The sequence below is a fragment of the Brevundimonas naejangsanensis DSM 23858 genome, assembly GCF_000421705.1.
Lineage (GTDB): Bacteria > Pseudomonadota > Alphaproteobacteria > Caulobacterales > Caulobacteraceae > Brevundimonas > Brevundimonas naejangsanensis.
Genome location: NZ_ATXN01000008.1, coordinates 124,218 through 142,729, shown reverse-complemented (window position 1 = coordinate 142,729; position 18,512 = coordinate 124,218). Strand labels below are relative to the sequence as shown.

Annotated in this window: 18 protein-coding genes; 4 read left to right on the top strand and 14 right to left on the bottom strand. The window is 68.1% G+C overall.

Going from position 1 to position 18,512, the window contains the following annotated elements; translation table 11 throughout:
* Window positions 1-25: 25 nt before the first annotated feature.
* Genes H556_RS0114915 through H556_RS0114905 form a run of 3 tightly spaced genes read right to left on the bottom strand, consistent with a single transcriptional unit; the run spans window position 26 to window position 2,764 of the window.
* Window positions 26-481, bottom strand: a complete 456-nt coding sequence (locus H556_RS0114915) for an HPr kinase/phosphorylase (RefSeq protein ID WP_024355209.1) — start codon at window positions 479-481, stop codon at window positions 26-28.
* Window positions 478-2,088: an ATP-binding protein gene (locus H556_RS0114910; protein WP_024355208.1), complete on the bottom strand. Its 1,611-nt coding sequence runs from the start codon at window positions 2,086-2,088 to the stop codon at window positions 478-480. Before H556_RS0114910 ends, H556_RS0114915 begins: the two co-directional genes overlap by 4 nt.
* Complete coding sequence (locus H556_RS0114905) at window positions 2,057-2,764, bottom strand: response regulator transcription factor (protein ID WP_024355207.1); 708 nt, start codon at window positions 2,762-2,764, stop codon at window positions 2,057-2,059. Before H556_RS0114905 ends, H556_RS0114910 begins: the two co-directional genes overlap by 32 nt.
* Before the next feature lie 209 nt (window positions 2,765-2,973).
* On the opposite strand from H556_RS0114905, the gene H556_RS0114900 reads away from it, so the two are divergent.
* Window positions 2,974-4,698, top strand: a complete 1,725-nt coding sequence (locus H556_RS0114900; RefSeq protein WP_024355206.1) for a hypothetical protein — start codon at window positions 2,974-2,976, stop codon at window positions 4,696-4,698.
* A 12-nt stretch (window positions 4,699-4,710) separates the two neighbouring features.
* Here the strand turns inward: H556_RS0114900 and H556_RS0114895 are convergent, their stop codons facing one another.
* The 9 genes from H556_RS0114895 to nepR form a co-directional block, all read right to left on the bottom strand.
* Entirely contained in the window at window positions 4,711-5,934 is a 1,224-nt protein-coding gene (locus H556_RS0114895) for a BaiN/RdsA family NAD(P)/FAD-dependent oxidoreductase (RefSeq protein WP_024355205.1), read from the bottom strand.
* Between the two features lie 38 nt (window positions 5,935-5,972).
* The gene (locus H556_RS0114890; RefSeq protein WP_024355204.1) at window positions 5,973-6,281 is read right to left on the bottom strand and encodes a GNAT family N-acetyltransferase; all 309 of its coding nucleotides are present in this window, start codon (window positions 6,279-6,281) and stop codon (window positions 5,973-5,975) included.
* 27 nt (window positions 6,282-6,308) lie between these two features.
* Window positions 6,309-9,203 (bottom strand): DNA polymerase I, encoded by a 2,895-nt coding sequence (polA, locus tag H556_RS0114885; RefSeq protein ID WP_024355203.1) that lies wholly within the window; start codon window positions 9,201-9,203, stop codon window positions 6,309-6,311.
* 51 nt (window positions 9,204-9,254) lie between these two features.
* Entirely contained in the window at window positions 9,255-10,310 is a 1,056-nt protein-coding gene (gene obgE / locus H556_RS0114880; protein WP_024355202.1) for a GTPase ObgE, read from the bottom strand.
* Window positions 10,311-10,370: 60 nt separating this feature from the next.
* A complete protein-coding gene (gene ald, locus H556_RS0114875; protein WP_024355201.1) occupies window positions 10,371-11,489 on the bottom strand; it encodes an alanine dehydrogenase in 1,119 nt (372 codons plus the stop codon).
* Window positions 11,490-11,631: 142 nt separating this feature from the next.
* Window positions 11,632-11,769, bottom strand: a complete 138-nt coding sequence (locus H556_RS0114870) for an entericidin A/B family lipoprotein (RefSeq protein WP_024355200.1) — start codon at window positions 11,767-11,769, stop codon at window positions 11,632-11,634.
* A gap of 47 nt (window positions 11,770-11,816) precedes the next feature.
* Entirely contained in the window at window positions 11,817-13,502 is a 1,686-nt protein-coding gene (gene phyK, locus H556_RS0114865) for a sensor histidine kinase PhyK (protein WP_245559515.1), read from the bottom strand.
* Between the two features lie 80 nt (window positions 13,503-13,582).
* On the bottom strand, window positions 13,583-14,191 hold the full coding sequence (locus tag H556_RS0114860; protein ID WP_003169827.1) for a sigma-70 family RNA polymerase sigma factor: 609 nt from the start codon (window positions 14,189-14,191) through the stop codon (window positions 13,583-13,585).
* Window positions 14,188-14,394 carry an anti-sigma T factor NepR gene (gene nepR / locus H556_RS0114855; protein ID WP_024355198.1) on the bottom strand — a complete coding sequence of 69 codons (207 nt, stop codon included), beginning with the start codon at window positions 14,392-14,394 and terminating at the stop codon, window positions 14,188-14,190. The genes H556_RS0114860 and nepR overlap by 4 nt, the downstream gene beginning before the upstream one ends.
* Window positions 14,395-14,590: 196 nt before the next feature.
* Here nepR and phyR point away from each other — a divergent pair, with 196 nt between their 5' ends.
* Entirely contained in the window at window positions 14,591-15,382 is a 792-nt protein-coding gene (gene phyR, locus H556_RS0114850) for an anti-anti sigma factor/receiver protein PhyR (protein ID WP_024355197.1), read from the top strand.
* Window positions 15,383-15,452: 70 nt separating this feature from the next.
* On the opposite strand, the gene H556_RS0114845 is transcribed toward phyR, so the two are convergent.
* Window positions 15,453-15,758 carry a hypothetical protein gene (locus H556_RS0114845; RefSeq protein WP_024355196.1) on the bottom strand — a complete coding sequence of 102 codons (306 nt, stop codon included), beginning with the start codon at window positions 15,756-15,758 and terminating at the stop codon, window positions 15,453-15,455.
* Window positions 15,759-16,101: 343 nt separating this feature from the next.
* Between H556_RS0114845 and H556_RS0114840 the strand changes: the two genes are divergently transcribed.
* Window positions 16,102-17,124: an NADP-dependent oxidoreductase gene (locus H556_RS0114840; RefSeq protein WP_024355195.1), complete on the top strand. Its 1,023-nt coding sequence runs from the start codon at window positions 16,102-16,104 to the stop codon at window positions 17,122-17,124.
* A gap of 17 nt (window positions 17,125-17,141) precedes the next feature.
* Window positions 17,142-17,549 (top strand): MaoC family dehydratase, encoded by a 408-nt coding sequence (locus H556_RS0114835; protein WP_024355194.1) that lies wholly within the window; start codon window positions 17,142-17,144, stop codon window positions 17,547-17,549.
* A 161-nt stretch (window positions 17,550-17,710) separates the two neighbouring features.
* Here H556_RS0114835 and H556_RS0114830 read toward each other — a convergent pair whose 3' ends face one another.
* Window positions 17,711-18,499: a SapC family protein gene (locus H556_RS0114830; RefSeq protein ID WP_024355193.1), complete on the bottom strand. Its 789-nt coding sequence runs from the start codon at window positions 18,497-18,499 to the stop codon at window positions 17,711-17,713.
* Between the last annotated feature and the right edge of the window lie 13 nt (window positions 18,500-18,512).

Here is an 18,512-nt window from a genome sequence, read left to right as displayed (position 1 = left end):
TTTCATAGGGCAATCGCGGCGCGGATCAAAGAGCGGGCGGCGCCATCGCGGAAACGGCGTGAAGGGCGGCCATTGCGACGGCCGCCGCCGAGGCCGGTCGCGGGTCCAGATCAAGCTGAGGCAGGGACACGCCCTCTATGGTCCGCCAGGTCGGCTGCGGCAGACGCTCGACCGGTTCGCGGGTCAGGCGCAGGGCGAGGGCCAGGCGCGTAGAGGGGCGGAAAGGCCGGGTGACGATGCCGACGCCGCGCACCTCCATCCGGCCGGCGATGGTGTCGGGTACGGCCGCGTACAGGGCGCCGCGACAGGCGAAGACATCCACCCAGTCGTCGCCGACCAGCCGCCACCCGTCCTGCATCAGCCGCAGCGCCAGGTCGCTCTTGCCTGAGCCCGACGGTCCCTGGATTAGCACGCCGCGCCACCCCTGCGACGTGCGGGCGGCGACGACGCTGGCGTGGACGGGCTGGCGGGCGGGGGTCATGCGCGCTTGCCGACGGCGGGCAGGCTGACTTCGAAGCGGGCCCCCAGCACGGCGCCGTCTTCGCCCTTGCGGTTCTCGGCGCGAACCCGGCCGCCGTGGGCGTCGACGATCTGGCGCACGATGGACAGGCCCAGCCCCGAGTTGGCGCCGAAGGCCGTGCCCTTGGGCCGCGAGGTGTAGAAGCGCTCGAACACCGTCTCCAGATTCTCGGCGGGAACGCCGGGGCCGTCGTCGTCGATGCGGATACGCAGCGGCAGATCGGGCTGGCTGTCGTCGCGAGACAGACTGACGCGCACCTCGCCGTCAGCCGGGCTGAACGAGCGGGCGTTGTCGATCAGATTGCGGAACACCTGACCCAGCGGCACGTCGCGGCCCATGACGCGGGCATTTTCGGTCGCTGCCGTAAAGCGCACGGTCGGCTCATCGGGTTTTCGACCGGCCTCATAGACGCCGATGATGTCGCCCAGCAGTTCGTTCAGGTCGATGGCGCGTGGTCGGTCGCGCGACAGTTCGGCGTCCAGGCGTGAGGCGTTGGAGATGTCGGTGATCAGACGGTCCAGACGCCGCACGTCCTGCTGCAGCAGATTGGTCAGGCGCGCGCGCTGCTCCTCGGTCTTGACCAGAGGCAGGGTCTCCAGCGCCGAACGGATCGACGTCAGCGGGTTCTTGATTTCGTGCGACACATCGGCGGCGAAGCGTTCGATGGCGTCCATCCGCGTCGACAGGGTGTCGGTCATCGATTCCAACGCGCGGGCCAGGTCGCCGATTTCGTCCTTGCGGTCTTCCAGGTCGGGCAGGGAGATGGCGCGGGCGCGTTGCAGACGCACCTGATCCGCCGCCGCCGACAGCCGCATGACCGGCCGGGCCACGAACAGGTGCAGCACCAGGGACGCCAGCAGGTTCACCGCCAGGGCGACCAGGGCGAACGGCATTAGGGCGCGGCGCTGGGCGTCCAGGGTGGCGTTGACGTCGCCGGCCTCCAGCGTCAGCACGCCCAGAACCTGCTGCACATGGCGCACAGGCAGGGAGACGGAGACGACGCGCTCGCCTTCTTCATTGCGACGCAGGGACGCCTGGGGGGCGCCCGTAAGCGCGCGCTCCACTTCGGCCGACAGTTCAGCGTTGGCGCGGGCCAGGCGCGCTTTCTCGCGCGGCGAGGGCTCGTCGGAGGCCAGGGCCGTCCCGGCCGGATGGGCGGGGGGGAGGGGCGCGCCTGGAATGGTGTCGCTGACCCGGTAGGAGTCGGACACCTCGATGCCGTCGACGTCGAACAGCCGGGCGCGCTGGCCCGCCGGAATGAAGTTGTCGCGCAGCCACAATGCGGCCGCCCGATCATCCAGCATGGGATAGGGATCGCCCTGGGTGATGCCCAGTTCGCCCAGAACGTTGGACAAAAGCTCGGCCTGGACGCCGAGGGATTCCTGACGCGCCTCGATCAGCCCCCGCCGCCATTCGTTCAGCAGCAGGGCGCCGCCGAACAGGATCAGCAGGCTGAGAAGATTGAGGGCCAGGATGAATCCGCCCAGGCGCGATCCGCCGAAGCGGAATCGGCGCCGCGCCCGGACGGTTTCAGGTTCAGCTCTCGCGGTAGCGGTATCCGACGCCATACAGGGTCTCGATAGCGTCGAACTCAGGGTCGACCATGCGGAACTTCTTTCGCATCCGTTTCACATGGCTGTCGATGGTGCGGTCGTCGACATAGACCTGATCGTCATAGGCGGCGTCCATAAGGTTGTCGCGGCTCTTCACGAAACCGGGGCGCTGGGCCAGGGCCTGAAGCAGCAGGAACTCGGTGACGGTCAGCTTCACCGGCTTGCCGTCCCAGGTCGATTCGTGGCGCGCCGGGTCCATCGACAGCTTGCCGCGCTTGATCGCCTTGCCGGCTTCGGCGGCGGCCGGGTCGATGGGGTCCAGGCCTTCGACGCCGGCGCGGCGCAGCAGGGCCTTCACCCGTTCGATCAGCAGACGCTGGCTGAAGGGTTTGTGGATATAGTCGTCGGCGCCGAGGTTGAAGCCGAGGATCTCGTCGATCTCCTCGTCCTTCGACGTCAGCATGATGACCGGCAGGGCGGAGGTCTGGCGCAGGCGGCGCAGCACTTCCATGCCGTCCATGCGCGGCATCTTCACGTCCAGGATCGCCAGGTCAGGCGGGGTCGTCTCCAGCGCTTCCAGGCCCGAGGCGCCGTCGTGATAGGCGGTCACCGTGTGGCCGTGGCTTTCCAGAGCCAGGGAGACGGAGGCGACGATGTTCTCGTCGTCGTCGACCAGAGTGATGTTGGCCAAGGGCTTCTCCTTAGTGCGGGCGGGGAACGTCCGGTCCGCCGTCGTCTGCACAACGCACGGCAAGCGTAACTGTTCTACTCGATCGTGGTGACTTTACGTTCACACAAAATGGAGCGCGTCGTCGCGGCTTTCAACCACCGGAGTCAAAAGCGAAACCCGACCTTAAGCTTGGGGGCGCAGGATAGGCGTCTGTGCTTGCGAAGGGCGTCATGGCCGGTCCTGTTCATTACGAAATCTACATCCGCCGCACGGCGCCGGCCGACTGGTCCCTGCATCAGGCGGTGCAGGATCGTCGTCAGGCCGTCGACGCCGCCGAGGACCTGCTGCGGGATCGCGAGGCGGTCGCCGTGCGCGTCACCAAGGAGACGCTGGACCCCGAGACGATGGAGTTCGCCAGCGTCATCATCCTGACGCGCGGCGCGCCGGAACTGTCGCGCAAGCGCCCGCCCGCCGTCGATCAGCGCGGCCCGGCCTGTCGCGGCGTCGGCGACCTGTACGCCCCCCATGCGCGCGAGACCATCGGCCGGGTGCTGGAGGACTGGCTCAACCGTCAGGGCGCGACGGCGTTCGAACTGCTGCACCGCCCCGATCTGGCCGAGCGGCTGGAGGCGTCCGGCGTCGAGCTTCAGCACGCGATTCAGAAGATCGCCGTGCCCGAGGCGCAGGCCATCCCCGGCCAGTCGGTGCACGACCTGATGCGCCACTATCAGCGCTTGGCCGAACAGGCGATCGAGCGGCTGCTGACCACCGGGCGCAAGAAGCAATTTCCCAGCTTTGAGGATCGGCCGGTCGCGGCGACGGCCCTGGCGCTTCAGGGCGCGGCGGACCGGGCCTTTATCATGGGCGGAGCGGTGGCGGGCGCCCTGCGCGGCCTGCCCGGCGCGCGGGCGCGGGTCGAGCGGCTGATGGACATCTGCGATCAGGCTCCGGCCGAAGGCGCTCCGCGCGCCCTGGTGCTGGTGCCGGTGGAGCAGATTCTGTGCGAGCTTCTGGGCTCCCGTCACGGCCTGGCCCAGGTGCTGGGGCCGGGGTTGGATCAAGGCGCCAGCCTGGCGGCGGTGGTGCGCATGGCCGCCCCGCGCGAAGTGGACGCCGTCCTGGCGCAGGACGCGCGCCTCAGCCTTCTGGCCCCGCCGATCGAGGGGCCGGTGCGGCGTCTGGGCGAACGACTGGCGGCGGGCGAGTTTCCCCTGCTGGCCGCCTCTCTGGCGCGCATGGTGCTGCGCGAACTGATGAGCCAGCGCCGCCTGCGGCCCGGCGACGCGGTCGGCGAGATCGAGATCCTGCGCGTCCTGGCGATGGCGCTGACGGCCACGGCGGGGCGTCTGCTGACGCTGGAAGAGGTGCAGACCGCCTTCATCGAGCGGTCGAAAGGGCTGGTCGCGGCCGATTTCGTCGCCGCCTATGTCAAGGATTGCGCCAGCGTCCTGTCGGAAGCCGAGCGGCTGACGCGCCTGTGTGAAAACGTCACCGGCGGCGCCAATAAGCGGGCGGCCGCGCGCTGGCTGGACGCCTGCGTCGCCTCCCTGCGTTTCGAGACGGAAATGCGGGCCCGGACGCCCGGCGCGACGCCGCCGGGACAGCGGCTGATGGCTCTGGCCGAGCTTCAGCGCGGCGTGCGCAAGGCCGGACTGTTCGAGCGCGAGACGCAGGGCGTGGTGGAGGCCCTCGGGGCCGTCGGAGGTTCGATCGAGGCCGATGCCCGGCTCACGGCTCAACTGGCCCGCGCGCCTGCTCCGGTCCCGCAAAAGCTGGCGGTCCTTCTGCGTCTGGCGGCGGGGGAGACGGGGCCGAGCGGACCGGTCGCGGAGCGCGCCCGCGCCGAGGCGCTGCGCCTGATGCGCGCCCCCGACGTCCGCGCCGCCCTCAGCGCCGAGCCGCAGGCGGTTCAGGCCCTGCGTCCCCTGATGCAGGCGGCCGGACTGGCGGCCTGAGGCCTTACTCGATCAGCAGTGCTGGCCCGCCGCCCAGCCTGACGACCAGGCCCACTGGAAGTTGTAGCCGCCCAGCCAGCCGGTCACGTCCGCGACCTCGCCGATGAAGAACAGGCCGGGGACCGCCTTGGCCTCCATCGTCTGTTGATCGAGGGCGGCGGTGTCGACCCCGCCCAGCGTCACCTCGGCGGTGCGATAGCCCTCAGAGCCGACCGGCTTGACCGTCCAGGCGTTGATCGTCTCGGCCAGGGCGCGCAGCTTCTTGTCGCCGACCTCGGCCAGCTTGCCCGACAGGTTTTCGCGCGCGCACAGGGCTTCGGCCAGGCGGCGGGGCACGACGCGGCCGACGGCTGTGTGGACCGCCTGCTTGCCGTTTTCGGTCTTGGCGGCCAGAATTTCGGCCGCTGCGTCGCGGTCGGGGGCCAGATCGACGGTGATCGCCTCGCCCTCGCGCCAGTAGGAGCTGATCTGCAGGATCGACGGCCCCGACAGGCCGCGATGGGTGAACAGCAGGCCCTCGCGGAAGACGGTCTCCTTGGCGGGGCGGCCGGGACCCGTCTCCTTGGGCGCCTTGTGGCGGACCACGGCGTCCACCGACACGCCCGCTAGCGGCTTGAGTTGCTCCAGCAGCCCCGGCTCGAACGTCAGTGGAACCAGCGCGGGCCGGGTGTCGGTGACGCGCAGGCCGAAGCGGCGCGCGACCTCATAGCCCCAGCCGGTGGCCCCCATCTTGGGAATGGACTTGCCGCCGCTGGCCACGACCAGAGAGGTCGCCGTCACGCGCGACCCGTCGTCCAAATCGACCTGAAACCGCTCGCCCGCGCGCTCGACCCTCTTGACGCCGAGGCGCAGCGACAGGGTCACGCCCGCCGCCTTCATCTCATCCGTCAGCATACGGATGATCAGTTTGGCGCTGTCGTCGCAGAACAGCTGGCCCAGGGTTTTCTCATGCCAGGCGACGCCATGACGATCGACCATCTTGATGAAGTCGTGCTGGGTGAAACGCCGCAGGGCCGACAGGGCGAAGCGCGGGTTCTCGCCCAGGAAGTTGGCGCCGCTCGTCCCCAGATTGGTGAAGTTGCAGCGCCCGCCGCCCGAGATGCGGATTTTCTCGCCGGGCGCGCGGGCGTGGTCGATCACGCGCACGCGGCGGCCGCGCTTGCCCGCCTCGATGGCGCACATCATGCCGGCCGCGCCGGCGCCGACGATCAGGACGTCGATATCTGAAGACTTCATCGCCTCGCCCTAGCAGGGCAAGGCGCGCGAAGCGACCGTCAGAGGCCCAGCATGGCCCGATAGGTGGGATGCACCTGATCGGCGTATTCCGGGTGCTTCCTCAGATAGCTGGAGAAGAAGGTGCACGTCGGCAGGATCAGCAGGCCCTTGTCCTTCAGATCGGCCAGGACGTGTTTGGCCATGCGGCTGGCGATGCCGCGCCCTTCCAGCGGGACCGGCACGAGGGTTTCGGTGATCAGGCGCCCGCCCGCGACGGGGTTGTAGATGACCACCGCGGTCTCGCCGTCGATGTCCAGCTCGTAACGCTTGGCTTCTTCGTTGTCGCGGATTTCGGGGTCCAGGCTCATGTCGTGATCCTTGCTTGAAGAAGGGGTTTAGTGCGCGCCGTCCCAGTTCGGGGCCGCCTTGGCCTCGACGTCCAGGGGCACGCTGAGATCGACGACAGGCAGGGCGGCGCCTTCCATGATGCGGCGGATGACGGCGATGGCGCGGTCGGCCTCGGCCTCGGGGGCCTCGAACACCAGTTCGTCGTGGACCTGCAGCAGCATCCGGGTCTGAAGCCCCGCATCAAGCAGGGCGCCGGGCATGCGGATCATGGCGCGGCGGATGATGTCGGCGGCGGCGCCCTGAATCGGGGCGTTGATGGCCGCGCGCTCGCCGAACTGGCGCTCGGCGCCGGACTTGGAGTGGATGGCCGGGATGTGGATGCGCCGCCCGAAGACGGTGGTGACGAAGCCCTGCTCCTTCACCAGCGCCTTGGTCCTGTCCATGTAGGCGCGGATGCCGGGGAAGCGCTCGAAATAGGTCTTGATGTAGGCTCCGGCCTCGCCCTGATCGATGCCCAGCTGGGCGGCCAGGCCGAAGGCGCTGATGCCGTAGATGATGCCGAAGTTGATGGCCTTGGCCCGGCGACGCGTCTCGCTGGGCATGCCCTCGACCGGCACGCCGAACATTTCCGACGCGGTCGCCGCGTGGATGTCGAGGCCGCTCTTGAAGGCGCGCTTCAGCTCGGGAATGTCGCCGATGTGGGCCAGCAGGCGCAGCTCGATCTGGCTGTAGTCGGCTGAGATCAGCACATGGCCCGGAGAGGCGATGAAGGCCTGACGAATCTGGCGTCCCGTCTCGGTGCGGATCGGGATGTTCTGCAGGTTGGGGTCCGATGAGGCCAGACGCCCCGTCGTCGCCGCCGCCAGTTGGTATGAGGTGTGGACCCGGTTCGTCTGCGGGTCCATCGCCGCCACCAGGGCGTCGGTATAGGTGCCTTTCAGCTTGGACAACTGGCGCCAGTCCAGGATGGTGCGGGGCAGGGCTTGCGTCTGAGCCAGCTCCTCCAGCACGCTGGCGTCGGTGCCCCACTGACCGCTGGCGGTCTTCTTGCCGCCCGGCAGGTTCATCTCGCCGAACAGGATCTCGCCGATCTGGCGCGGGCTGCCAACGTTGAACGGGCGACCGGCCAGCTTGTGCGCCTCCTCCTCCAGCTCGGCCATGCGCTGGCCGAAGGTCGAGGACAGGGAGCGCAGCCGGTCCGGGTCGACGCGAACGCCGGCCCGCTCCATGTCGGCCAGGACGGCGGGCATGCCGCGCTCCAGCGTCTCATAGACGCTCGACAAGCCCTCGGCGGCCAGACGCGGCTTCAGCAGGCGATGCAGGCGCAGGGTCACGTCCGCGTCCTCGGCGGCGTAGCAGACGGCCGACTTCAGCTCGACGTGCTTGAAGCTTTTCTGGCTCTTGCCGGTCCCGGCCACGCTCTTGAAGGTCATCGGTTCGTGGCCGAGGTGCAGGCGCGCCAGTTCGTCCATGCCGTGGCCGTGCAGTCCGCCCTCCAGCACGTAGGAGATCAGCATCACGTCGTCGATCGGGGCGACGCGCACCCCGCGCCGAGCCATGACGGCGAGGTCGTATTTGATGTTCTGGCCGACCTTCAGCACCGACGGGTCTTCCAGCAGCGTCTTCAGCCGCGCCAGGGCTGTCGGCTTGTCGATCTGTTGCAGGGGCGGGCGCGCGTCGCCGCCGTCGCCGAAGTCCAGCCCGCCGTCGCCGGTCGGTTCATGCTCATGCGTCAGGGGGATGTAGCAGGCCTCGTTCGGGCCGACCGCCAGCGATACGCCGCACAGCCCGGCGTGGGTCGAGGACAGGGCGTCCGTCTCGGTGTCGAAGCCGACCACGCCCGCCGCCTTGGCCCGCGCGATCCAGCGGTCAAGGTCTTCCAGCGTCTGCACGCACTCATAGCGGTCGTGGTCGATGGCGTGGATTTCGGCCGGGGTGGCGACTTCGGTCTGGCCATAGCGCGGCGTGGCGACCGGCGCGGTCGGCTGGCGCGTGAAGGCGGAGCCTTCCTTCTGCGGCGCCTTGCCGTCGCCGACGCGGCGGGCCAGCGAACGGAACTCCATCATCTCCAGGAAGGCCGACAGTGTTTCGGGGTCCGGGTCGCGGATGATGAAGTCGTCGATCGGTTCGGGGATCGGCGCCTCGCAGTCCAGCTTGACCAGTTCACGCGACAGGCGGATCTGATCGGCGAAATTGATCAGCGTCTCGCGGCGCTTGGGCTGTTTGATCTCGCCCGCACGGGCCAGCAGGGTGTCCAGATCGCCGTATTCGTGGATCAGCTGGGCCGCCGTCTTGGGGCCGATGCCGGGGGCGCCGGGCACGTTGTCGACGCTGTCGCCGATCAGGGCCTGAACCTCGACCACCTTGTCGGGCGCGACGCCGAACTTCTCGAACACGGCCTCTTCTTCGAGGCGGCGGTCCTTCATCGGGTCATACATGACCACGCCGTCGCCGATCAGCTGCATCAGGTCCTTGTCGGAACTGACGATCACCGCCTCGCCGCCCGCGTCGCGCGCCTTGCAGGCATAGGTGGCGATCAGGTCGTCGGCTTCGTATCCGACCATCTCGACGCAGTGGACGCCAAAGGCCTTGGTCGCCTCGCGCACCAGGGGGAACTGCGGCACCAGATCTTCGGGCGCCGGGGGGCGGTGGGCCTTGTACTGGTCGTAGAGGTCGTTGCGGAAGGTCTTCTCCGAATGGTCGAAGACGGCGACCAGGTGCGTCGGGCCGTCCTCGCCCTTCATGTCCTTCAGCAGCTTCCACAGCATGTTGCAGTAGCCCTGCACCGCCCCCACGGGCAGGCCGTCCGACTTGCGCGTCAGCGGCGGCAGGGCGTGGTAGGCGCGGAAGATGTAGGCCGAGGCGTCGATCATCCACAGCCGCAGGGGCGGCCCGTCTTGAGTGAGGGGGCGGGCGGGGATTTCGGCGGGCGCGTCGGTCATAGCGCGAACATAGGGGGCGGCGACGCCCCCGTCATCCGGCCATGTGATGGATTAGGGCTGCCAGCCGCCCGGCGTTTCGGGGATGACGTCCTCGCCCTCGTCGGTGACCTCGCCGCGGGTCAGCTTGACCTCCGCCCAGGCGGCGCGCAGCAGGTCGGTGACGCCCTCGCCCGAGACGCCGGACACCAGCATGGGGCGTCGGCCCGCGACCGTCTCCAGCGCCGCCGCCTTTTCCTCGCGGGCTTCGGGCGTCAGGGCGTCGATCTTGTTCAGGGCCAGAATCTCGGTCTTGTCGGCCAGACCCTCGCCATAGGCCTCCAACTCGCCGCGGATGATGCGATAGGCCTCGACCACATCGTCCTGCGTGCCGTCGATCAGGTGGATCAGGCTGGCCGAGCGCTCGACGTGGCCCAGGAAGCGGGTGCCCAGCCCCGCGCCCTCGCTGGCGCCTTCGATCAGGCCGGGGATGTCGGCGATGACGAAGCGTTCCGACGGGCTCAGGTCCACCATGCCCAGGTTCGGCGTCAGGGTGGTGAAGGGATAGTCCGCCACCTTGGGCCGCGCCGCCGAGACAGCCGACAGGAAGGTCGACTTGCCGGCGTTTGGCAGGCCCGCCAGGCCGATGTCGGCGATCAACTTCAGCCGCAGCCAGATCCAGCGCTCCTGGCCGTCCTGGCCGGGGTTGGCGTGACGCGGGGCCTGGTTGACCGGCCCCTTGAAGCGGGTGTTGCCCCAGCCGCCGTTGCCGCCGGACAGCAGCTTCACCTTCATGCCCGCCTCATCAAGGTCGACGAGCACCGTCTCCTTGTCCTCGTCCAGCACCTGGGTGCCGACGGGGACGCGCAGGACCACGTCTTCGCCCTTGGCGCCGTGCATCTGGCGGCCCTGGCCGTGGTGGCCGGTCTGGGCCTTGAAATGCTGTTGGTAGCGGAAGTCGATCAGGGTGTTCAGCCCGTCGGCCGCTTCGACCCAGACGTCGCCGCCCTTGCCGCCGTCGCCGCCGTCCGGCCCGCCGTTGGGAATGAACTTTTCGCGGCGGAACGAGACGGAGCCCGCGCCGCCGTTGCCGGAGCGAATATAGATCTTGGCCTGATCGAGGAACTTCATGGGCGCCTTATGGCCCAGAAGCGCGACGAATTACAGGCGGGTGCGATCTTAGCTGTGTCTTCAGCCTTTGGCCCAGACGCCGAAGGGGTCGCTCCACGCCATTCCCAGCGCCTTGCCGACGGCGGGGTGGGTGATCTGGCCTTTCAGCACGTTCAGGCCATGGGCCAGATGCGGATCGGCGCGCAGAGCGTCCAGCCCCTGATCGGCCAAGGCCAGACCATAGGGCAGGGTAGTGTTGTTCAGGGCTTCGGAGCTGGTGCGCGGCACGGCGCCGGGCATATTGCCGACGCAGTAGTGGATGACGCCGTCGACCACATAGGTCGGATCATCGTGGGTCGTCGGGCGCGAGGTCTCGAAACAGCCGCCTTGATCGATGGCGACGTCGATCAGGACGCTGTCCTTCTTCATCGACGCCAACTGGTCGCGGCGCACCAGGGTCGGGGCCTCTGCGCCCGGCGTCAGAACGGCGCCGATCACCACATCGGCCCTGGGCAGTTCCTCCTCGATGGCGTGCAGCGAGGAATAGCGGGTGATGACGCGCCCACCGGTCACTTCGTCGATGTGGCGCATCCGGGGAATCGAGCGTTCCAGCACCACGACCTCGGCGCCCAGACCCACGGCCATGCGCGCGGCGTTCAGCCCCACGACGCCGCCGCCCAGCACCAGCACCCGCGCGGGCGCCACGCCCGGCACGCCGCAGAACAGCAGGCCCATGCCGCCCTTGTGCTTCAGCAGGGTTTCAGCCGCCGAGAAGACGCCTATGCGCCCCGCCACCTCGGACATGGGCGCCAGCAACGGCAGGCCGCCGTTGCGGTCGGTCACCGTCTCATAGGCGATGGCGGCGCAGCCCGAGGCCAGCAGGGCCTTCGTCTGTTCGGGATCGGGCGCCAGGTGCAGATAGGTGAAAAGGATGTGTTCCGGCTTCAGCAGGGCGAACTCGGCGGGCTGAAGCTCCTTGACCTTCACGATCATGTCGCTGTCGGCGAAGACGGCGGCGGCGTCGGGGGCGATGCGCGCGCCTGCCTTCACATAATCGGCGTCGGTGAAGCCTGCGCCCAGACCGGCGCCCGTCTCGATCAGGACGGCATGGCCGTGGGCGACGTATTCGCCGGCGGCGGCCGGCGTCAGGCCGACGCGATGTTCATTGGTCTTGATTTCACGGGGGGAACCGACGCGCATTTTTCTTTCAGTGTCCTGGCCCCAACGTGGGGCGGGCGGACGCTAAACAAGCGGGCCATGCTGCACCAGCGAAAAATAAAACCCCGCGGACGGAAACGTCCGCGGGGCTGAAAAAGGGTTCGCCCGATCCGGGCGGGGACCTTTAGTTCTTGGCGTCGCGAGCAGCGCCTTCGACCGCCTGGCCGGCGGCCTGGGTGTCTTTGCCGACGCCCTGAATGGTGTTGCAGGCGGCGGTGGTCAAAGCTGCAGCAGCGACGGCCAGAATGATGAGTTTGCGCATAGGAGGCTCCTGTTGGTTCGGGCTCCGCGCCCGTCCTCCATACAACGCTACGCTTGGGGTGCGGTTCCGCTGAGACGGAAGGCTGCGACCTCTCGGACATGGGCGGCTTCGCGGGCTTCGGGGGTGACGAAGGTCAGCCGTGCGATCGAGCCGCCGCCGGGCGCGGGAACGATCCGGGCCTCGCCGCGTAGCTGTTTGGCGAAGGCCATCATCAGGGTGCGGCCGACGCCCGCCTCAATGGCGTCGTCCAGGCCGGGGCCGTCATCCTCAACTTCTAATACGCTAGTGTCGCCATTGACTTTGAAGCGCACCTTCAGTTCGCCGCCGCGTCCGGCGAAGGCGTGTTTCTGGGCGTTAGAAACGGCCTCGACCAGCCACAGGGCCAGGGGCGCCAGCTTGTCGGGGTCGATGATCAGCGGATCGGCCTCGATGGAGGTGGTCACCAGCGGGCCGCGCACCGCCTCGCCTGCGATCAACTGACCGACCAACTCGCGCAGGAAGGTGTCGGCGTCGGCCTCGCGGATGTCCTCGCTCTGGTAGAGGACGCGATAGATCTGGGCCAGGGCGGTGATGCGCTGTCGCGTGTCGCCCAGGGCTGAGCGTGCTCCGGGGTCGGTCACCGCCCGCTGCTGCATCGACAGCAGGGACGAGATGATCTGCAGATTGTTTTTCACCCGGTGGTGGATTTCGCGCAGCAGGGCGTCCTTCTCCTCCAGCGCGTCCAGAATGTCCTTGTCGCGACGGGTGATGGTCTCGCCCAGATGACCCAGGGTGCGGGCCAGGGTGCGGATTTCGGCCGGGGCGTGCTCGGCCTGGACCGGGCGAATGGAGAAACGACCCCGCGCATAGATGGCGGCCACCCGCTCCAGATAGTCGAGCCAGCGCACCACGATCCGCTCGGACAACAACATGACGGCCGCAAACGCGGTCAGCCATGCCGCCAGAGGCAGCAACAGGGTGCCGAACGGGTTCAGCCGCGCCCAGGACAGCAGTCCCGGCGCCGGAGCCGACAGCAGGACGAAGACGTCCTGTCCAGCCAGGGGCGCGCCTCCATAGACATGGCGTCGTCCCTGGGCGTCGCGCGCTTCGAACATGACGGCGGCGCCGTCGCGCGCCCGTTCGGTCCAGCCTTCAGCCTGGCGCGCGCGTTTCAAGGCGAAGGGCGCGGGGTCGGTGGCGATCAGAATGTTTCCGGCACCATCCGTCAGCGCCGCCTGAGAACCAGGGGGCAAGGCGGGGTCGCGGATGTCCGGCTGGAGCACGCGGAAGGGAACTCTCGCCGCCAGCGCGCCTTGAAAGGCGCCCATCGGGCGCTCCCAACGGACGGCGACGATCAGGGATTCTCCGTCGGCCGAGCGCTGCATCACAACGTCCTCACCCTCGCTCAGGCGCTGATGCCAGACCTGACCCAGGACGCTTTCGTCCTCTTGCGCCTGACCGGCGTTGCGTGACGCGCAGACGGGAGCGCCTGTCGCGCTGTAGCGCGCCAAGCTTGTAATTCCGTCCATCCGGGCGGCGAGGGCGGTCAGGCGCGCTTCGCAGAAGAAGCCGACCCCTTCAGGCGTCAGGGCCTGAAGCAGCACGACGGTTGAGTTGATCCGGGCCTTGGCGTCGGAGGCGCTGCGTTCGGCCGCCAGCTGCAGGTCGATGCGCCGTTCCTGCTCCTGTTTGCGGAACTCCGCCTCGGTCTGGATCACGCCGAGCAGCAGGATGGGCAGCAGACCCAGCGCCATGGCCAGGCCCAGGCGGAATCGGATGCCCTGGACGCTGCGGCGCCCGAGCTTTCGGCCCAGGACCCGGCCGACCCGCACCTCTATTTGCGCCCGGCGCCGCTTAGTCTGTCCGCGTCGGCCAGAATCGAGCGCATGGCGTCGCCCGCCGATTGGCCGTCACGCGCATAGCCCCCGCGCTCCAGCGTGGCCTGCAGCGCCTTGCGCGCGCGCGACACCCGGCTCTTCACCGTGCCGACGGCGCACTGGCAGATTTCAGCGGCTTCTTCATAGGCGAAGCCCCCGGCGCCCACCAGGATCAGGGCTTCGCGCTGCTCTTCCGGCAGGGATTTCAGCGCCTGACGCAGTTCGTCCAGGGCCACGGGCGCTTCGGGGTCGTCGACGGCGATCAGGGTGCGCTCCGCGGCTTCCTGGTCCAGTTGGGTCTGGCGCCATGAGCGGCGCTTTTCAGAATAGAACTGGTTGCGCAGGATCATGAAGGTCCAGGCCTTCATATTGGTGCCCATCTGATAGCTGGCGCGCGCGTCCCACGCCTTCATCATGGCTTCCTGAGCCAGGTCGTCAGCGGCCGTCGGGTCGCCGGTCAGGGTCCGGGCGAAGGCCCGCAGGTGGGGGATCAGGGTGACGAGTTCAGCTTTGAACGCGTTGTCGTCTGATGACGAGGGCCGGGCGGCGGGGGTCGTGGTGGTCACTGCCCCTCCTTGGCGGATGCGCCCTGATCGGCGCGGCGAAGGATTTCCAGAAATTCGTCCGGCACCGGCTCGTTGACGACTTCGTCGAACATATGGCGCAGCTTCACGCCGATGGCTTGCTGACGCAGACGGACCTCTTCGAGATCACGTTCGTTCGAGGTTGACCCGCTTTTACGCGCGGGGTTGTCCTTAGGTTCGATCATGGAGTGTCGGCCGCCGCCCAAGCCTTATGAAGTCGTTCATAGAGACGCAGAACGCCGCCTCGCCAATAGAGTTCCTACGCCGTTGCGGTTTTATGCTCAAGCTGGACGACGCTCACGGAACCGTGGCGTGTCTGGTACGTTGTCGTCCTCTAAGCCTGTCTCATCAGTGGAGACGGGCGCCGTCGGGGAAATACATATGAGTCTTCTGGCCAGACTTGCGCCGCATCTGCCCTATGTTCGCCGTTACGCTCGCGCCCTGACGGGCGATCAGAGCACGGGCGACAACTATGTCCGCGTCGCGCTTGAGGCGCTGGCGGCGGGCGAGCGGCAATTGCCCGCCGACATGACGCCGCGGGTGGCGCTCTATCACGTCTTTCACACCATCTGGTCCAGCACCGGGGCCCAGTTGGAAAGCGGCGGAGCGGCCGAAGGCGATGATGCATCGCGTCGCCTGCTGCGCATTGCGCCTCAGTCGCGTCAGGCCTTCCTGCTGACGGCGCTGGAGGGCTTTACGCCGTCCGAGGCCGCCCAGATCCTGGCCGTCGATCCGCGCACGGTCGAGCGCCTGATTTCCGAGGCCCAGTCCGACATCGACGCCGAACTGGCCACCGACGTGCTGATCATCGAAGACGAGGCGATCATCTCGGCCGACATCGAAAGCCTGGTGAAGGAGCTGGGCCACCGCGTCACCGGCACCGCCACCACTCACGACGAGGCGGTGGACGCGGTTTCGCGCCATGCGCCGGGGCTGGTTCTGGCCGATATCCAACTGGCGGACGGGTCTTCGGGCATCGACGCGGTCAAGGATATCCTGCGCAAGTTCGACGTGCCGGTCATCTTCATCACCGCCTTCCCTGAGCGGCTGCTGACCGGCGAAAGGCCCGAGCCGACCTTCCTGATCACCAAGCCGTTCCAGCCGGAAACGGTGAAGGCGGCGATCAGCCAGGCGCTCTTCTTCCATCCCTCGCGCCAGAAGGCGGCCGCCTGAGCCAGGGCGGCGCCCCCGACGCCTTTGAAGGGCTCCGCTGCGGCGGGGCCCTTTTTTGCCGGGCGGAAGCTCAGGCGGCGGGAGAAGCGTCGACCGGCGGCGGCGTCGCCTCCGGGCCGGCGCTGCGGGCGGCCCGGTCGGTGTCCACGACGGGCGGCGCCTCAGGCGTCATGCTGGCGTCCTCGGCGGTTTGACGCAGGCTGGCGTTGTTCACCGCCCAGAGGCCGAGCAGCAACACAGCGGCCGCCCCCGCCGATATGATCAGCAGCATGAGGATGCGCCGTCCGCCCCGGCCCTGGCGTACATACTGGGCCTCGACGGCGTGATGGGCTTCCACGGCGTCGGCGGAGTGGGAGTGCGGGTCTTGATGCGTCATCGGCTCGCGTCCTTGTCTATTCGTCTTATCGGCGGTGTCCCAAGGCGAACGTCGCGGGCGCCCGGCCGTTCCGCTCCAATCCGGCGGGTTCAGGCGGATTCGACGACGGGAACTGACTCGCCTGCGCGCCGTTATCTGATCGCCGAGAGCGATTCCCCCGCCGACCGCACGGTCGGTCTTTGCTCTCGCCTCATTCTCGATGATGCGACTCCTGGCGGATCCCCAAAAAAGGGTCCGCCTTCTTTTTTGCCTGATGATCAGGCGTCGCCGTTCGCCGGCTTGCTCTGCGGGCGAGAGGCGCCACTATGGGTTCTGAAAGAAAACCCTGATGGGAGACAGACTGATGAGCTTGCGCAACCGACAGTGGATCCTGCGTCGCCGACCGCATGGGCTGATTCAGGACGGTGATCTGGAACTGGCCGAAAGCGTCGTGCCCGACCTGAAGGACGGAGAGGTCCTGGTCCGCACGATCTATCTGTCGATCGACCCGACGAACCGCACGTGGATGAATGATTCCGAAGGCTATCTGCCGCCGGTGGGGTTGGGCGACGTCATGCGCGGGCTGACGCTGGGGGTGGTCGAGCAGTCACGCGGCGAGCGGTTCAAGGAAGGCGATCTGGTCACGCCTCTGTCTGGCGCCTGGGCCGATTACGCCGTCGTGGCCGAGGCGGGGCTGCGCCCCGTCCACCGCGCGCCGGGCCTGCCGCTGACCGCCAATCTCTCCGTCCTGGGGATGACCGGCATGACGGCCTATTTCGGCGTCACCGACGTGCTGAAAGCCAAGGCGGGCGAGACCCTGGTCATCTCGGCGGCGGCGGGCGCGGTCGGCTCCATCGCCGGACAGGTGGCCAAGCAGCGCGGCTGCCGCGTCATCGGCATCGCCGGCGGCGCCGAGAAATGCCGCTGGTTGACCGAAGAGCTCGGTTTCGACGGCGCCGTCGATTACAAGAACGAGGACGTCGGCGACGCCCTGGACCGCCTGGCGCCCGACGGGATCGACCTCAATTTCGAGAACGTCGGCGGCGACATCATGATCGCCGTGTGGAACCGGCTGAAGGTGCACGGCCGCATGGCCGTCTGCGGCCTGATCTCGGCCTATAACGCCACGCGGATGCCGCCTTCGCCCAATTTCTCGCGCATCATCACCCACCGTCTGGACGTGCAGGGCTTCCTGGTCCTCGACTACGCCCACCGCGCCAAGGAAATGGTCGCCGAAATGGGCCCGTGGCTGGCCGACGGCAAGATCCAGTGGAAGGTGCACGTCGACGACGGCCTGGAAGGGGCGGTCGGCTCGCTGAATCGCTTGTTCACCGGCGACCATGACGGCAAGCTGATGGTCCGGGTGTCGGAGGAGCCGGCGGCCTGAGCGAGGAAGAACCGCGCATGACCGAACCGCTGCACGTCCATTTCGAGGATCTCGAGATCGGCCAGGTCATACCGCTGGGCGCCTGCGCCGTCGATGCGGCGGCGCTGGACCTGTTCGCCGAACGCTTCCTGCCGGGGTGGGACGTCGCCTATGGCGCGCCCGAGGCCATGGTCTACGCCCTGTGGAGCCGCCTGTCCGCCGACCGCATGGGCGGCTGGGCGGGGTCCAAGACCCTGGCGGTGGATGGCCTGCGCTTCCTGCGCAATCCTCCTGCGGGCGAGTTGCTGCGCGGACGGCTGACGGTGATGGGCAAGGACCCGGTCGGTGACGAAAAGGGCGTGGTCATCGCCCAGCAGGACATTCTGGACGAGGCGGGCCGACTGGTCTTCTCCTGCCTGACCCGCGCCCTCGTGGCCCGCCGCTAAACCCCTTCTCCATGTGGCATGGACGAAAAACGCCCCGCCAGCAGCCTGACGGGGCGTTTTCATTTCATCGCTTTATCCGGGCCTCAAGCAGCGCGAATGCGCGGTAGGCCCGCTTCAAAGAAGCCTCAAGCAGCGCGAATGCGCGTTAGGCCCCACTTAGATCAAGCGTTGGCGGCGGCCGGCTGCGAGGCGGAGCGGGTTAGGGCCATGGCGATCAGACGGTCCCAGCCCAGCAGCGACACCAGATGGGCGTAGATCTGGCCCAGGGCGCCGTTGTCGCGCAGTTCGGCCAGCTTCTCGACCGGCAGGGCCTTCAGCTTGTCTTCCGACACGGCGAAGTATTCGGCGATCTTTTGCGGCGCGCCGGCCGAGCCGTCGGCGTTGCGCGGGGTGAAGGTGGCTTCACGCACCTCGAACAGGTCCAGTTCCTTGAGCAGGTTGACGAAGGACTCGGTGCGTGCGCGCTCCTGCTCGAAGTTGTTGCAGAACTCCATGCCGAAGTTAACGTAGCCGCTGGGCTGGCCGTTTTCGAACAGGGGCGTCTCGCCGCCTTCGACCACAAAGGGGGCGGCGCGGTCGATGCACAGCACCATGCGCTTCTGCTCTTCGTCATTGGCGAAGACGAAGGGGTAGCGGCGGACATAGGCCGGGATATAGGCGTCGGGGCGGAAGTCGCCGTTCTCGATGAACAGGTTCTCGGCTTGGTTCAGGCCCATGGCGGCGACCGGCTGCTTGGCGTCGCCGACGAAGATGATCGGATAGGACAGGGCGGCCGGGGCGAACTCCGTCACCGTCAGCGGCACGACGTGGGTCTGGGCCACGAAGGCGTAGGGCTTGTCCGCGGGCGTCACGCCCAGCTTGCCGTGCACGTCAGCCGACAGCGGCTCGGGCTGGGAATAGAACAGGACAGTGCCCGACAGGGGGCTGTTCGCTTGGGTCGCGTCGGTCATGAAATAGGGTCTT

Bases quoted from the DNA above. Each gene is read 5' to 3' on its own strand.
- H556_RS0114915 (WP_024355209.1), bottom strand. From the start codon at position 481: ATGACCCCCGCCCGCCAGCCCGTCCACGCCAGCGTCGTCGCCGCCCGC.
- H556_RS0114910 (WP_024355208.1), bottom strand. From the start codon at position 2,088: ATGGCGTCGGATACCGCTACCGCGAGAGCTGAACCTGAAACCGTCCGG.
- H556_RS0114900 (WP_024355206.1), top strand. From the start codon at position 2,974: ATGGCCGGTCCTGTTCATTACGAAATCTACATCCGCCGCACGGCGCCG.
- H556_RS0114895 (WP_024355205.1), bottom strand. From the start codon at position 5,934: ATGAAGTCTTCAGATATCGACGTCCTGATCGTCGGCGCCGGCGCGGCC.
- H556_RS0114890 (WP_024355204.1), bottom strand. From the start codon at position 6,281: ATGAGCCTGGACCCCGAAATCCGCGACAACGAAGAAGCCAAGCGTTAC.
- polA (WP_024355203.1), bottom strand. From the start codon at position 9,203: ATGACCGACGCGCCCGCCGAAATCCCCGCCCGCCCCCTCACTCAAGAC.
- obgE (WP_024355202.1), bottom strand. From the start codon at position 10,310: ATGAAGTTCCTCGATCAGGCCAAGATCTATATTCGCTCCGGCAACGGC.
- ald (WP_024355201.1), bottom strand. From the start codon at position 11,489: ATGCGCGTCGGTTCCCCCCGTGAAATCAAGACCAATGAACATCGCGTC.
- H556_RS0114870 (WP_024355200.1), bottom strand. From the start codon at position 11,769: ATGCGCAAACTCATCATTCTGGCCGTCGCTGCTGCAGCTTTGACCACC.
- phyK (WP_245559515.1), bottom strand. From the start codon at position 13,502: ATGGCGCTGGGTCTGCTGCCCATCCTGCTGCTCGGCGTGATCCAGACC.
- nepR (WP_024355198.1), bottom strand. From the start codon at position 14,394: ATGATCGAACCTAAGGACAACCCCGCGCGTAAAAGCGGGTCAACCTCG.
- phyR (WP_024355197.1), top strand. From the start codon at position 14,591: ATGAGTCTTCTGGCCAGACTTGCGCCGCATCTGCCCTATGTTCGCCGT.
- H556_RS0114845 (WP_024355196.1), bottom strand. From the start codon at position 15,758: ATGACGCATCAAGACCCGCACTCCCACTCCGCCGACGCCGTGGAAGCC.
- H556_RS0114840 (WP_024355195.1), top strand. From the start codon at position 16,102: ATGAGCTTGCGCAACCGACAGTGGATCCTGCGTCGCCGACCGCATGGG.
- H556_RS0114835 (WP_024355194.1), top strand. From the start codon at position 17,142: ATGACCGAACCGCTGCACGTCCATTTCGAGGATCTCGAGATCGGCCAG.
- H556_RS0114830 (WP_024355193.1), bottom strand. From the start codon at position 18,499: ATGACCGACGCGACCCAAGCGAACAGCCCCCTGTCGGGCACTGTCCTG.